Raw genomic sequence first — 14,001 nt, 5'->3', positions numbered from 1 at the left:
CTGGTCCTCATCGCCTTGGCGGCCACCGTCGCCGCCCGGCACGCCCACCGCACCGACACCGCCAAGGAGTAGCCCCCATGGCCCTCACCCTTTTCACCCGCCGCCCCGAGCCCGTCGAACCGCCGGCCCCCGAGCCGTGGCCCGAGATCGGCGAGACCTGGAAGCCCGAAGGCGTCACCATCGCCCAGCGGTACTACAACCAGGCGCACGCGGTCGTCCTCGTCTACACCACCGACGACGGCCCCCACGGCACCTACTACTCGATCGCCTGCCTCGGCTGCCACTACGCCACCGCGAGAGACGGGAAGCGCACCTACAACACGCGCTACAACCTCGCCGACGCCGCGAAGGTCGCCAACGAACACGCCACGACCTGCCGGGCGCTGCCCCGCGACATCCCCGCCCGCCCGGACGACGACACCGTCCGCGAGCGGCTGCACACCTGGGTCGGCAACGCCCGCCGCCGGGACGAGGACATGCAGCTGTGGCTGTGCGACCTGGACCTGCTCCGCCTCACCCTCCAGCGCTCCAACGACTGGATCGTGGGCGCGCTCAAGCAGCTGGCCGTCGACCAGCCGGAGATCCTGCGCATCGAGCGCAGCCAGTACAGCGACCACATCTCGTACTACGCACGCCGCCTCCCGGAGAACTGACCGGCGCTCTCCGTGCGCCCCCGGCCCGCCGGCCTCCCTGGCGGCCGGGGTCGCGCGGTGTCCGCCCGGTCAGCCGAGACCGGACGACCGGCCCTCCCTCGGAGGTCACCGTGTCCCTCGCCCGCCGCTCCCTCATGGAAGTCGCTGCCGTCCGCTTCGGCTGGCGCCGCGCCTACGCCGACACCACCGCCGTCGACGAGCTGCTCACCGAGCAGAGCGAGACCGCGTACACCGAGGCCGCCGACCACGCGGCCCTCGCCACCGCGAAGAACACCGACGCCCTGCACGTGCAGCCCTGCGTCCTGGACGTCCGCGGCCGCGTCCTCGCCGACGTCCTCTACCTCGAGGGCCTGCTGGTCGGCGCCCGCAACCGGGGCCTGCCCCCAGAGCTCATCGAGCGCCTGGAGGACGCCGTCGACCACGGCCACGAGATGACCGTGCTGCTCGCCGAGACCGTCCGCACCACCGCCGCACTCCACGCGGCCAGTTGAGCGCCCGGGGCAGCCGCAGGCATCGAACCCGGCCGCCCCGGAGCAACGCCCCCTCCCCTCCCAGAGCGCACTGACAGAAGAAGGAGCCCCAACATCATGACCGCAACCCTGCGTCAGACGGCCAACACCGTCGCCAACTCGACGATCGAAGGCGCGAGCATGGCGTCCGCGCTGATCGGCGGCGCGGTCGGCGCCTACCTCGGCTACCAGCTCGCCCCCACCGGCTGGACGGACGGAACCCGCATCCTGTTCGCCGGAGCGGTCGCCGTCGTCGGGGCCGTCGCCATCGACGGGCTCGCCGAACTCGTCCTCGCCCCGATGCGCCGGCTGATGCGGACCCGCAGCCCGCTGTCCTCCACTCGCCGGTCGGCCCCGGCCCCGGCCGCCACGCTGGAGGAGGCCCTCTTACAGGTCATCACCGCGACCGAGGAGGACGCCGCACACCGCGCCGCCAGCGCCGCCTTCCGCATCGACAACGGCGACGACTTCCTGCGGGACGAGGACCGGTGGCGCGGCTACGAGGACGGCGAAGCGTCCTTCTACCTCGCCCCCGGCGTCTGGCTCCACCACCGCAGCGAGCTGGGCAAGTACGGCCGCGAGCACCGCTTCACGCTGCTGACCGGCGACGGCGAGCAGCCGGTGACCATCACCGGCATGGAGCAGATTCGCCACCACCTCGCCGCCCGCGCCGCCGGCCTTCCGGCCGTCCCGGCGGCCGTCGACAGCGGGGACGCAGACGAGCACAAGGTCTCGATCACCGAGCTGGACAACCACCTCAAGGCCCTCGAAGCCTGACGGGCTACCCGTTCCGCCCCGGCCCCACGTGACCGGGGCGGTGCGGTGGCCCCTCAGCCCCTCGAACCGGAAGGCCCTCCCGCATGTCGCAGCCCACTCAGATCACCGTTATCCGCGACGGCCTGTTCACTTCCCGCAGCCTGACCGCCGACATCAACGACACCGTCACCACCGCGCAGCGCCTAGTGAAGGAGCACTTCGGCCGGCGCCCGCTGACCGCCGTGGAAGTGGTGGTCACCTCCCCCAAGAAGATCCCCGCCCTCGCCGCCACGGCGCAGGGCGCAGCCGCGGGCATCCCGGAGAAGGTCTACGCGGAGAAGCTCCTCAGCTTCACCGCCAAGCCCCATGACCTGTACTCCGTCACCGTGATCGCCCCGAAGAACACGATCCGCGTCCTGATCAACGCCAAGCGGCTGCGCCGCCGCCCGCGCGAGATCGGCGCGACGCTGGTCTGGGCGTTCGTGGAGGTCGACCAGCTGTGCCGCAAGGGCTCGCTGGAGCGGCGCATCGCCCTGACCCGGCACGAGATGGGCACCCACGTCCTGTCCAAGGGCAAGGTCCGCAGCCTGTACCGGGTCGAAGCGGAGATGGAGGCCCAAGCCGAGAAGGCCACCGGGCAGATCGTCGGGAAGGTCATCCGGCAGAACCGGCAGGCCGAAGCCGCCGCCGCCCGCGAGGACACAGCGGCCGCGAACCGCTGACCCCTACCGCGCCAGCGCGGCGTTCCTCCGTGCCGCCCCGGCCCTTCCCGGCCGGGGCGGTCGCGGTGTTCCGCCACGACCAGCGACAGGAAGGAGAGGGCGTCATGCCGCACCTGGAGTTCTACGAGGTTGACGTCCCGATACACGACAGCAGCCGGGCCCAGCACGGTGTGTGTGACTGACGCCTCAGTTAGCCGATGCGCACTTCAGTTGGCCGCTTTGACCCTCAGTGCCGATGTGCTGGGTGTGTGTCGCTTCGGGGATCTTCACTGCCTCGTCGTTGATCCTCGGTGTGCCGCTCCGTACGCTCTACTTTCACAAGCTCCGGGAGCTTCCCGGGTGGTGAACTCACCTGAAGGCGAGGGGCTTTGGGGACCCAGGAACACCAAGAACGCATCCTCGGCGGCCGCTATCGGCTCCTCCAGGAGCTCGGAAGCGGTGGCTTCGGGCGAGTCTGGCGGGCGCACGACGAAGCCCTGGATGTGGACGTGGCGGTCAAGGAAGTGCGGCTGCCGCAGCCGTCGGGATCCCAACACGAGCACCACAAGCACGTGGTCCGGGCCGCACGTGAAGCCCGCAACGCTGCCAAGCTGCGCGACCATCCCCACATCGTCGCCGTCCACGACGTGGTGATCGAGGACGGCAGCCCCTGGATAGTGATGCGTCTTGTCGACGGCTGCTCCCTGGGCGAGCGCCTGCGCGCCGACGGTCCACTCGCCGCCCCGCAGGTAGCCGAGGTGGCCGTCGCGCTGCTGAAGGCGCTAAAGGCTGCCCATGAGGCCGGCGTCGTGCATCGCGACCTCAAGCCCGCCAATGTGATGCTGGCTGCAGACGATCACGTTCTACTCACCGATTTCGGCATCGCCGTACACGAGACCGACACCAGAGGTCTCACCGAGACCGGAACGGTCATCGGCTCGGTCGAGTACATGGCTCCGGAGCGTCTCAAGGGTGTCAAGGAGCATGGTTCAGGGGATCTCTTCTCGCTGGGGGCAACCCTGTACGAGATGGTGGAGGGAGTGTCTCCCTTCCGGCGGGACACCCTGACCGCCACCGCAGCCGCAGTGGCGGTGTACGACCCACCGCCGCCGAAGCGGGCGGATCCTGCGCTAGCACGGTTGATCACCGCTCTGCTCGCCAAGGAGCCTGAGGACCGCCCGACCATCGACAGCGCCCTGGCTATGCTCCGCACCGCCACCGCCGGCCCCACACCAAGGCGGCGCGCTCCCAAGAGTCAACCGCTGGTCGGTACGTTCGCGGAATCGCTGCCCAGGCTGCCTGACCAACCGGCAGCGGAAGGGCGTATCTGGCGGCTGATTGCCACACTCCTGTGCACCGTGACCGCTGTCGTACTCGCCGCCATGGATCACTACCACGGCGTCGAAGTTGGAATGATCGTAGACGAGCCGGGTCTACTCCTCCTGTACAGCCTCACCACGGCCGCCTGTGTCAGCCTTGCGGCGACACTCTTCTTGTGGAGAGGGCAGCCAACCTACGGGATCAGCCCCAGACTCAGAGTCGGCCTCTTCATCCTCGCCCTCCTGCTCCTGCTCGGGCAGAGAACCAGCGGTTTGTGGTGAGCGAGTCCAGCCGTCCCTACCTCACGGATCCCTGCTGGCATTCTCCCAGCTTGACCTGCGGCCAACTGTGACGCTCAGAGTGGCCAACTGGCCTGCTCAGTCACATGTGCACCTCTTCACCGGCAAGGCGTCCTCGGTCGACGAGGCCCTGGCCCGCGCCCACCAGGTCTACGACGCGGCGAATGCCGCGCGGCAGGCCGGACTCGAAATCCCCGGACAGCAGGACGGGGGCTGGGGAGCGCGCGGTGTCCGCGACGGCTGGGAGCTGGACTGGGCGGCGGCGAAGGCCGGCCGCTGGTCCAACCCAGACAGCTGGACCCGCACGAAACCCTACGAGCTGTAGATACGCCCCGAGGCAGGCGCACCAGGTGTGGAAACCGTCGCCTGCCTCGGGCCACCCATCCCGTACAAGACGAGAGGGAGAGACCAGTATGGCCTCCACCGTGCGCGTACAGGCCCCGCTCGGGCAACGCGCTCTCATCATCACCACGCTCGCTGTGCCGCTCACCGGCTGGACCGTGCATGCGCTCGCGCTGCACCGGAAGCTGTCCGCCGCCCGCCGCGACCCGCTCACCGGTTTGCTCGGACGCGACGGGTACACCGCCAAGGCCCGGCAGATCACCGACCGGTATGGCGACAACGCCCTGGTGGCCCTGGTGGACCTGGACCACTTCAAGGCGATCAACGACGGACCCGGCGGGCACGCTGCCGGCGACCGCGTCCTGGCCGCGACCGCGCAGCGCCTCACGGCCTGGGCAGGCCGCCGCGGGGCGGTCGGCCGGCTCGGGGGCGACGAGTTCGCCGTCGCGGTCCGGATCGGAGCCGCCCGCCGCGAGATCCGTCTCGCCCAGCTCACGCAGTTGCTCGCGCAGCCCGTTGAGGTCGACGACGGCGCCCTGGTCGACGTCGCCGCGTCGATCGGCGCTGCTTCCCCCGGCGTCCTCGGTACGAAGGACCCGGGCCTGCTTCTGCGAGCCGCCGACGCTGCGATGTACGCGGGCAAGCACACCGGCCGCGCCGTCCTCGCCGGACCGCAGCACGCCGCCGTGCCATCCATCAACGGCCGCCGCGCCGGACGGCCGGGCACCCACTCCCTGGGACAGGCGGCATGAACGAGACCAACACCGCCGACCCGGGCACCTGGATCCGGGGCATCACGATCCGCCAGCCCTGGACGACCTGCATCCTCGCCGGGAAGAACGTGGAGAACCGCCCAGCCCCCTGGTCCTGGCGCGGCTGGCTGCTGCTGCACGCCGGAGCAGCCACCGAGCGAGCCCCGATGCACGACCCGCTGGTCGCCACCGCGATCCGCGACCGCGCCCTGCACACCCGGGCCGTCATCGGCGTCGCCCGCCTCACCGACTGCCACCACGACGCCGCCGGCACCGCCCCCTGCTCGAAGTGGGCGCAGCCCGACGCGTTCCACCTCGTCCTCGCCGACATCCAGGAGCTCGCGCTCCCCATCCCGTGGCTCAACGGCCAGCTCGGACCGTGGCGCCCGCCCCAGGACCTCGTGGACCAGGTCCTCCTCCAGCTCCCCCACCTCGCTCCGGAGGGCACCTCATGAGCGGCAACCGCACCTGCGTCCCGCAGCCGCCGACGTTCATCGCGGCCGACGACCGGATCCCCTTCCCCCACACCGACCAGGCCCTGCGCTGCCGCACAGAGCCCGGCCTGTTCTCGATCGAGGACATCCACAACACCGACGAAGACCCCCGCGCCCGTGACAAGACGCTCATCAAGGCCAAGCACGCCTGCTCCGGCTGCCCGATCGTCAAGGACTGCCTGAAGTGGGCGCTGGCCAACCCCGACCTGACGAAGACCGGGGTGTGGGCGGCCACCACCGCCCGCGACCGCACGCAGCTGCGCAAGCAGCTCACCGCGCGCCTCGGGGACGACTGGGTCGGCGTCGTCGCCGAACAGGACCGCCGCCGACGTGAGCGGCGGCGCGCGGCGCGCGTCGTCCCGCCGACCCTCGGCGAACTGGCCCTCGCCCGACTCGAGCTGGAGGGCATCCCCACCCGGCCCGCGCCGTACAACCGCTGGAAGGAACCGATCACCGCGGCGCAGGCGGCGTCCAACCGGCGCGTGCTGGAGCTGGTCGCCAGCGGCAAGGCGGCCTGACCGTGTTCACCGACTGGACCGAAGCCCTCGAGGCCGAAGCACTGCCCCTGGACCCGAACCCGGCGCAGCAGCTCGCCGCCGCGGCCCGGGCCACCGCCCGCAGCTCCCGCAACAAGGACGACATGGCGCTGCTCCTGGACGTCCTCGGGCTGCCCACCGACACCGACACCCTCACCGCCCTGCTCCCCCTCATCCCGGAAACCGGAGACGCACCCACCATGACGAACACCCCCGCCGCCCCGGCCCTGTCCGCGCACGAGGCCATGGCGATCTCCATGCACAACAACGGCGACAGCGAGCAGGCCATCCGCGAGGCCACCGGCCTGAGCGAGACCGAGCTCAGCGACCTCATTGCGGACCGGGTCCTCGGACTGCCCCGCGCGGCCGCCGCCCCGGCCATCGACGTCCCGGCCATCCCGCTGGCCGTCCCCAACGAGATGCAGAAGCTGCTCGACTGGGCGGCCGCGCACCCGGCCGCCTCGGTCCGCAGCCGCGCCGCCCGCATCACCGCCGACCTCTCCGAGCTGACCGATCGCCGCGACAGCGAGGCCGCACAGCGCGAGGCCGAAGAGAAGGTCGCCAAGGCACGCGCCGAACTGGAGAAGGCGCAGGAGGAGCTGCGCACTGTGAAGGCCAGCACCCGCACCACGGCGGCCGCCACCGCGCCCACCCCGATCCGGGCGGGCCTGGGCAGCGGCCGCACCCGGGAGGAGCTCGCCGCCATCAGGACGTGGGCGCGCGAGCACGGCCACCAGGTCGCCGACCAGGGCATGGTGCCCAAGCGGATCGTGGAGGCGTACGACGCCGCCCACCAGGCGCCGGTCCGGAAGGCCGGCTGACCCGTGGACACCGACCCGATAGCCCTGGACGGCTTCCTGGACGAAGAGACCGTGCCCGGCGACCTGCACGGCAGCACGGCACGGTTCCGGCTCACCGTCTCCCCGACGGACGAGCGCACGGACGAGATGATCCTGCCGTGCAGCGTCGCCGACCCGGAGCTGGCGCACGCGGTCATCCACGACCTGGTCCCCGGCGACAAGCTCCGCGTCACCGGCTACCTCCGGCTCCCTCGCACGCCGGACGAGCCGATGTGGCTGGCCGTCAACACGCTCGCCGTGCTGGAGACCGCGCCGCAGCTGTCCGACCCGGCCGCCGTCGCCACGGCGGTCATCCATCGGTACGGGCCGTACGTCTGCTGGTTCGACGCCGACACCACCGACGTGGAGGTGTTCACTGAGACCGGCGACTGGGTCGGCACCGCACCCGAGCCGAACGACCTGGGCGAACTGTTCGAAGCCTTCGAGCACCGCCAGGCCGCCGACGGCGAGTGAGCCGCCGTGCCCATCCGTCCCGAGAACCTGCACCGGTACCCGCGCGACTGGAACGAGATCAGCGCGCGGATCCGGTTCGAGCGGGCAGGCGGCCGCTGCGAGTGCACGGGCCACTGCGGCCTGACGCACCCCGGGCGGCCGCTGCCCGGCCCTCCACGAGCAGATTCACCCCGACACCGGCTCCGTGGTCGGCCTCACCACCGCCCACCTCAACCACACCCCCGAAGACATGCGAGATGTTGGTGAGTCCGGCTATCAGAAGTTGTGGAATGGTCCTCCATCCCATGAAGATCCACGGACTTCACTTGGCTCCCAGTCCGCGTAGAAGTCGGTTGGTGGCTCATCCAGCTTGACCTCCTCCGCAAGCCCCCCCAGCTCTTCAAGTTCCTCGTGCTCGACACACAGGTCGCAGGCTGGGCAGGTGAAGACGAACGGGGTGAACATGACCGCCCACTCATCCTCGTCCACGTGCGTGTCACCACTAAGCCAGCCCTGCGAGTCGCATGCCGGGCAGGTGGCGGGCTCGTCGTGTTCGATGTAGCCGGGAGGAGAGACTCGTGCAATCGTGCCGAGGACGAGCTCGCGTTCCTTCTGGGGCAAGTGGCCGTAACGTTCAGAGAAGACATCCTTGGCCCGAGCAAGTTTGCTCTCCAGCCGGACACGGACAGCTTCCACGTTCTCTTCGAGAAGCCGGTCGTGCAGGGACTCGTAACGGCCCCAGTAGGAAGTGTCGATCTTGAGCTCGACGAGCAAGGGGTCGATCAGCCGGAGACACGTGGTGAAGACGGCATTGACCTCTGACCGGTCGTACATGCCACTGTGTGCGACGCCGTTACGAGCATTGGCTAGCGGTCCAAGCGCCCGCTGATCGACCGGCATCTTCTTCCGCAAGATCTTCTGCGCTCGGGCATGGGCTTCGGCCAAGCCGATGGTCTTGACCTGCTCCGCGGGAACCGAAGCGTGTGCCCCGTGACCCGTCGCGTGCAGCAAGGAGTTGAAATCCTTGCCCTCCACTACGAGAGCCGGGTGCAGGCTGGCCAGGTATGACTTGAGGAGATGCTCGGCAGCGATTCCGGCGTGGTGGACCGCCAGGTCATGAGACGACGGGCCTTCGGCGAGCGCGGCGAAGGCCGCGATCATCCATTTGCGCGAAGAGAGCTTGAGTCGTTCAGAGTCCATGGCCAGGACACTAGGCGGCTGGAGCAAACCCATTGTCGGAATTTCGGTGGCGCTCAGTAGTGCCACCGGCGACATGTCCGCTTCTGCCCCAGCGCCGAGCAGGTCGAGGTCTCAACGGCAGCCGTTCTCGCAGTCCGGACCGTGTTCGGGCAGGAGAACCAGGCCGCAGTCGAGAACCTCCTCGCCGCCTGCCAGCTCTGCCACCTGCGCATCGACCACGGACACCACCGGATCACCCGCTCGATCACCCTCGCCGCCCGCGCGGCCGCCGCCGGTCAACTCGGACTCCTCCCCGAGACCGCGCTCACCCGCACCGAGCCGCCCACCCCGCCGCGCCCCACCCGGAGCCGAGCCCCCGCGGCCGCGCTCCACCAACTGCCCTTCCCGGAACTCGAACAGGAGACGAAGCCCATGGCCCGCATCAGCGTGAAGATCGCCCCGCTCCACCCCGACGGAACCGAGTGCACCCACGCGGTCCGGCCCTCCGGCAAGCCCCGCGACCCCGACTCCGGCTGCACCGGGCGCCGCCACTACGCCGTGGTGTGCAGCGCCTGCGGCCCGGTCGATGATCCGCGCAACCTGCGGGTCCTCGCCGAACCGGCGCAGAGCGCACACCGCGACAGTCACAAGACCGCGCTCACCCAGGCCACCCGCTGACCCGGCAACGAACTGCGCTCCTGAGCACACGAAGCGGCCCCCGCTGTCCGGACCTCGATCCGGGCGGCGGGGGCCGCTTTTTGCGTTTCTGGAGCGGTCAGCTCTTGGTTGGTTTTACGGCCGAGGTCTCGGACGCTCTGAGGTCTCGGACGAGGCGGCGGTACTTGTCGTGGTCGTAGCCGCGGTCACCGAGTACGACGTTGGGGCGGCGCCGGGGTCGGCCTCTCTTGCCCCGGACGGGCGGCACTGCCTGGAGCAGTGGGATGAGTTGGGTGACGTCGTTGCGGTTGCCGCCGGTCAGGGTGACGGCGAGCGGTATGCCGGTGGCGTCGGTGATCAGGTGGTGCTTGCTGCCCGTCCTGCCCCGGTCGACGGGGCTTCGTCCCGTCATGGAGCTCCTTTTAACGCCCGGCTGTGGGAGTCGTCGACCGCCGCACAGGAGAAGTGCAGGGCGTCCGCGCTGCGGAGCTTGGCCAAGGGCACTTCGTGGAGCCGGGGCCACACGCCAGCCTCAGTCCACTCAGCCAGCCGCCGCCAGCACGTCATGCCCGAACCGAAGCCCAGCTCCTGCGGCAGATGCCCAGGCCATCCCGGTATGCAGCACAAACAAGATGCCCTGGAACACCAGCCGGTCCGGATGCCGCTTCCGCCCCGGATGCCGGATCCGACGCTCCACCTTCGGCAGCAGCGGCTCGATCACCGCCCACAACTCGTCATCGATTTCCCACGGCTTCGGCCGAGCCACCCCACACTCCGATCAACGCTCCCGGGGTGATCCAACCACCTCGAAGATCATTTCGTTAGAAGTTCTTAGGCAGGGCCGGCCCTCCGGGCCGCCGCACACGGCCCTCGGCCCTGGGCCGGCCACCAGCCCCCGCCCGGAACGGTGAACGGCCCGGCCTCGTGGACCTCTCCGGGACATCCGCCGCTCCGCATGACCGGCACGTCTTCGAGGAATCCAGGACGAAAGCGCCATGGAGGGCACGCGGACCCGCTGGCTGGACGTCATCTCAATGAGACGCACGGGCAAAAAGGGCGCGGAGCGGCGGATGTTGCCATCCCTGTGGCGGGTGTTGCTGTTGTGCTCTACCCGCCCCCTGACCAGGGGGGCCGTCGAATGTGTTCCTGTTGGCGTGTGCTTACAGTGCAGAGCAAGCCACATTCCGTGGTGGGGGAGGGCCCACTCGCCGAGTTCTGGCCGTTCGCGGCGAGCGGGCCCGGGGTCTGGACTTGGGAGGTCCCGATGACCCTTGCCGTCATTGTCGTGCTGGCCCTGGGGGGATTTGCAACCTGGGTCGCCTACCACGACGAGAAGAAGGGCGCCGCCATCCTGGTAGGCGTCGCGGTTATAGGGCTGCTGTACGTGGTCCTCGGGCCGGAGCTCACCGCCGATGATGTGCAGGTACCGACGACGCATCAGAGCCCGGCCGGTACCCCGTCGATGCCCGGGAACGCCCCGCCGGGCCACTGAGAGGAAGACGCCTGCGGTCCCCGTCGAGGAGGCCGGGCGCAACCCGGTCCCGCATTTGACGGAGCCGCAGTAGACGGCGCTTGACCCGCACGAGCCGAGGCTGTCAGGACTGTTCAACAGTCCTGACAGCCTGTAGGACCACCCAGGACCCCCCTAGTGCGATTGCCCGCACGCTAGGTTCACTAGACGGAAGGCCGAACGACTGGGTTCGGTGAGTAAACGCCTCGGTTGGATGAGAGCGGTCACGGGACACCTCCACGGTTGACGGGTCGCCTCAAGGGAGTCTGAGGCGGTCAGGGTGCTAACGCCGTTAGCACCCCTGCAAGAACTAACGTTGAAACTAGGCAAAACGCCTCTTCCGTGTGGCCTCCTCCTCACTTCGCGGCAGTATGCTGCCGTCCATGGCATCTCCCACCTCGGGGGGTGAGCGGGAGAAGCTCGTCTCCAAGCTGCCCGCTCACCTCCAGCAAGCACTCAAGGTCCGTGCGGCGCAGCTCCAGACCGACATGCAGGACGCCGTGGCCAACGGCATCCAGGCGTGGCGGGATTGCACGGACGAACTCCCCACCGTCAACACCGCCGGCGCCGATTCGTTCGGCACCTACCTTCCCGAAGGCCTCTATGAGGACTTCAAGGCGGACTGCCGCGGGCGCGGCGTTTCCTACATCCAGGGCCTCGCCCAGTCTGTTGTCCTCTGGCTGGCCGATAACCCGGCAGCCAGCCGGGGAACCACCCGTCGGATCATCGTCTGCAACCAGAAGGGCGGAGTCGGTAAGACGGCAGTCTCCGCCGGCCTTGCCCAGGCTCTCGCGGAAGATCCGACCTCCATCGGCGCCGCCGCTGACGCGGCCAACAGCGGCCTTCGCGTTCTGCTAGTCGACTACGACCCGCAGGGCCATCTCACCCACCAGCTCGGCCTCACCGCCATCCCGGCGGGCGAGGAGAGTCTCATCACGCACATGCTGCACCGCGAGCAGGCCAAGCAGTCGCTGCTCGACCTGACCATCCCCATAAGCGGTGACCGCTTCGACGGCCGTCTGCGGATCCTCCCCGCAGCATTCGACGCGTTCCTCCTCGACTCAGGGCTCACCGTCTTCCGCGGGCCCCGCCACGCCGCACTAGAGCGCGCACTAGCCCCCCTCGAAGAGCACTTCGACGTCATCGTCGTGGACTCACCCCCCAGCCTCGGCCTCGCCATGGACGCCGCACTCACCTACGGGCGCCAGCGCCACGACGAGAAGCCCGGCTCCTCCGGACTCGTCATCCCCGTGGAGGCCGAAGACACCTCCGCCCAGGCATACGGCATGCTCATCCAGCAGATCGACTCCCTCTCCCGGGACTTCGACATCGTCATCAACCAGCTCGGCCTCGTCGTCAACAAGTTCGACAGCCGCCGCGGCTACATCGCCACCTCCTCCCTCGACAAATGGAAGTCCCTCGGCACTCCACCGGTCCTCGCTGTCGTGCCCGACGTCAAGGAACAGCGCGAAGCCGTCCGCAAGCAGCGCCCCCTCCTGGACTACGCGCCGGACTGCGAGCAGTCCCACCAGATGAGGAAGATCGCCCGAGGAGTGAAAGCCGCATGAGTAAGGCAGACATGCTCGGGGACTCCCCCACCTTCAACGCGGTCGCCCAGCCGATGAGCAGCCGCGCCGCATCCTTCGCGCGCTTCTCCGGCCAGGACACCCCTTCGACGGTGCCCGCCTCGTCCAGCCACACGGGAACCCTCCGCGTAGCCCTGAGCGCACTCGCCCACAACCCCTACAACCCTCGCGAGGAACTCAAGGCCGTCGACGAACTCGCAGACAGCCTCACCGCCCGAGGGGTCATCCAGCCGCTCGCCATCGTCACTCGCCAAGCCTTCCTCGCCGCCCACCCCAGCCACGAAGACCAGATCGGTGACGCGGCATACGTAGTCGTCGACGGCAACCGGCGACTCGCAGCCGCCAAGCTCGCCGGCCTCGACGACCTCCCCATCCATCTGGACGACTCCCTCGCGCAAGACGCCGACACTCTTCTCGAAACCGCCCTCACCGCCGCGATCCAGCACGAGAACCTCGAACCCCTGGAAGAAGCCAAAGCGCTCGAACGGCTCGTCCACGTCCACGGATCCCAGCGCGCTGTCGCTCGGGCCCTAGGGAAGTCCAGTCCGTGGGTGACACAGCGCATTGCCCTTCTCAAGCTCACCCCCGAACTCCAGCAGCAGGTCGAAGACCGCAGCCTGCCGGTGGAGATCGCCCGCAACGTCGGGCAGCTGCCAGCACAACAGCAGCAGAGCGCTGCAGATGAAGCCATGGCCAAGCGGCAAGCCAAGAAGCGGCGCGGCCCCACGCAGGCTGCTAACGCCGTTAGCACCCCCAGTCCTTCGCCAGCCACCACTGCCGACAAGAACCAGGCGCTGCCACAGCAGCCCGTTACGGTCAGCGACCCGGAGCCGCCACACCAGCCTGCCGCTATCAGCGACTCGCAGCAGCTCGTGGAAGCGGCCCCAAACAGCGACTTCGAACCACACCTCGTAGACATCCGCAACCTGCCCCGCGTCCCATGGCACGACGGCAACGCCGTAGCCGACCTGATCTTCGAGAAGATGACCGAAGAGCAGCGTTCGGTACTCCTCGAGCGCCTTATGGCCGCCGTCCACTGACGTTTGGCTAAGGCCGGGGCCGCATCTGTACGAGGCCGGGGTGCTAACGCCGTTAGCACCCCGGCCTTGTTGCAGTTCCGTCAGTGGCCCCGCTATGGAGCAGACGTTCAGCGGCGGGACTGCCACCAGAGGATCGCGACGGTGACGACGCCGCCGCCGAGGCCGGAACTGATGCCGCGGAGCGTCTCCTTCAACGTAAACCGGGCCGCGCGTTCTGCCCGCTTGCGCCAGCCGGGCTTGCTCGGGCGGTCCGGCTCCGAACCGGGATCCGGTCGATGCTGCTCCTGCCCCGCATCGCCGGTACGGTCCTGCGCAGCCGTACGGCGGCAAGGAGAAGGCGGTGCTCGCTGGATGGTGCTCAGGGGTGCCGGAGCC

At 69.3% G+C, this 14,001-nt stretch carries 16 protein-coding genes and 1 pseudogene; 15 read left to right on the top strand and 2 right to left on the bottom strand.

All coding sequences use genetic code 11. The annotated features are described in order from the left end of the window. Positions 1-77 precede the first annotated feature (77 nt). The 11 genes from AB0B01_RS12330 to AB0B01_RS12280 all read left to right on the top strand — a co-directional run bounded on the left by AB0B01_RS12330 (position 78) and on the right by AB0B01_RS12280 (position 7,675). Entirely contained in the window at positions 78-653 is a 576-nt protein-coding gene (locus AB0B01_RS12330; RefSeq protein ID WP_361716383.1) for a hypothetical protein, read from the top strand. Between the two features lie 110 nt (positions 654-763). Continuing rightward, the gene (locus AB0B01_RS12325; RefSeq protein ID WP_361716380.1) at positions 764-1,144 is read left to right on the top strand and encodes a hypothetical protein; all 381 of its coding nucleotides are present in this window, start codon (positions 764-766) and stop codon (positions 1,142-1,144) included. Positions 1,145-1,240: 96 nt separating this feature from the next. Next, positions 1,241-1,939: a hypothetical protein gene (locus AB0B01_RS12320; protein ID WP_361716377.1), complete on the top strand. Its 699-nt coding sequence runs from the start codon at positions 1,241-1,243 to the stop codon at positions 1,937-1,939. Between the two features lie 83 nt (positions 1,940-2,022). Continuing rightward, positions 2,023-2,640, top strand: coding sequence for a hypothetical protein (locus tag AB0B01_RS12315; RefSeq protein ID WP_361716374.1), 618 nt, complete (start codon positions 2,023-2,025; stop codon positions 2,638-2,640). Between the two features lie 368 nt (positions 2,641-3,008). Next, the gene (locus tag AB0B01_RS12310; protein WP_361716371.1) at positions 3,009-4,220 is read left to right on the top strand and encodes a serine/threonine-protein kinase; all 1,212 of its coding nucleotides are present in this window, start codon (positions 3,009-3,011) and stop codon (positions 4,218-4,220) included. Between the two features lie 79 nt (positions 4,221-4,299). Next, positions 4,300-4,563: a hypothetical protein gene (locus AB0B01_RS12305; protein ID WP_361716368.1), complete on the top strand. Its 264-nt coding sequence runs from the start codon at positions 4,300-4,302 to the stop codon at positions 4,561-4,563. Between the two features lie 88 nt (positions 4,564-4,651). After that, positions 4,652-5,332 carry a GGDEF domain-containing protein gene (locus AB0B01_RS12300; RefSeq protein ID WP_361716365.1) on the top strand — a complete coding sequence of 227 codons (681 nt, stop codon included), beginning with the start codon at positions 4,652-4,654 and terminating at the stop codon, positions 5,330-5,332. Then, positions 5,329-5,787 (top strand): hypothetical protein, encoded by a 459-nt coding sequence (locus tag AB0B01_RS12295; protein WP_361716362.1) that lies wholly within the window; start codon positions 5,329-5,331, stop codon positions 5,785-5,787. Before AB0B01_RS12300 ends, AB0B01_RS12295 begins: the two co-directional genes overlap by 4 nt. After that, complete coding sequence (locus AB0B01_RS12290) at positions 5,784-6,344, top strand: WhiB family transcriptional regulator (protein WP_361716359.1); 561 nt, start codon at positions 5,784-5,786, stop codon at positions 6,342-6,344. The genes AB0B01_RS12295 and AB0B01_RS12290 overlap by 4 nt, the downstream gene beginning before the upstream one ends. A 2-nt stretch (positions 6,345-6,346) precedes the next feature. After that, on the top strand, positions 6,347-7,183 hold the full coding sequence (locus AB0B01_RS12285; RefSeq protein ID WP_361716356.1) for a histone-like nucleoid-structuring protein Lsr2: 837 nt from the start codon (positions 6,347-6,349) through the stop codon (positions 7,181-7,183). A 3-nt stretch (positions 7,184-7,186) separates the two neighbouring features. Further along, on the top strand, positions 7,187-7,675 hold the full coding sequence (locus AB0B01_RS12280; protein WP_361716353.1) for a hypothetical protein: 489 nt from the start codon (positions 7,187-7,189) through the stop codon (positions 7,673-7,675). Positions 7,676-7,930: 255 nt separating this feature from the next. Here AB0B01_RS12280 and AB0B01_RS12275 read toward each other — a convergent pair whose 3' ends face one another. After that, positions 7,931-8,854, bottom strand: coding sequence for a hypothetical protein (locus tag AB0B01_RS12275; RefSeq protein WP_361716350.1), 924 nt, complete (start codon positions 8,852-8,854; stop codon positions 7,931-7,933). A gap of 141 nt (positions 8,855-8,995) precedes the next feature. Here AB0B01_RS12275 and AB0B01_RS12270 point away from each other — a divergent pair, with 141 nt between their 5' ends. Next, complete coding sequence (locus AB0B01_RS12270) at positions 8,996-9,511, top strand: hypothetical protein (protein WP_361716347.1); 516 nt, start codon at positions 8,996-8,998, stop codon at positions 9,509-9,511. Positions 9,512-9,608: 97 nt separating this feature from the next. Here AB0B01_RS12270 and AB0B01_RS12265 read toward each other — a convergent pair. Further along, positions 9,609-10,256: pseudogene (locus AB0B01_RS12265) on the bottom strand (IS5 family transposase). Positions 10,257-10,754: 498 nt separating this feature from the next. On the opposite strand from AB0B01_RS12265, the gene AB0B01_RS12260 reads away from it, so the two are divergent. From AB0B01_RS12260 to AB0B01_RS12250, 3 genes are all read left to right on the top strand, one after another. Further along, complete coding sequence (locus tag AB0B01_RS12260) at positions 10,755-10,982, top strand: hypothetical protein (protein WP_361716345.1); 228 nt, start codon at positions 10,755-10,757, stop codon at positions 10,980-10,982. 401 nt (positions 10,983-11,383) lie between these two features. Then, on the top strand, positions 11,384-12,568 hold the full coding sequence (locus AB0B01_RS12255; protein WP_361716342.1) for a ParA family protein: 1,185 nt from the start codon (positions 11,384-11,386) through the stop codon (positions 12,566-12,568). Then, the gene (locus AB0B01_RS12250) at positions 12,565-13,626 is read left to right on the top strand and encodes a ParB/RepB/Spo0J family partition protein (protein ID WP_361716339.1); all 1,062 of its coding nucleotides are present in this window, start codon (positions 12,565-12,567) and stop codon (positions 13,624-13,626) included. The genes AB0B01_RS12255 and AB0B01_RS12250 overlap by 4 nt, the downstream gene beginning before the upstream one ends. The last annotated feature ends 375 nt before the right edge of the window (positions 13,627-14,001 follow it).

Origin of the sequence: Streptomyces sp. NPDC044571 (assembly GCF_040647115.1) — a bacterium.
Lineage (GTDB): Bacteria > Actinomycetota > Actinomycetes > Streptomycetales > Streptomycetaceae > Streptomyces.
The sequence above is the reverse complement of the archived record's forward strand: the minus strand, read 5'-3'. Positions and strand labels throughout refer to the sequence as shown.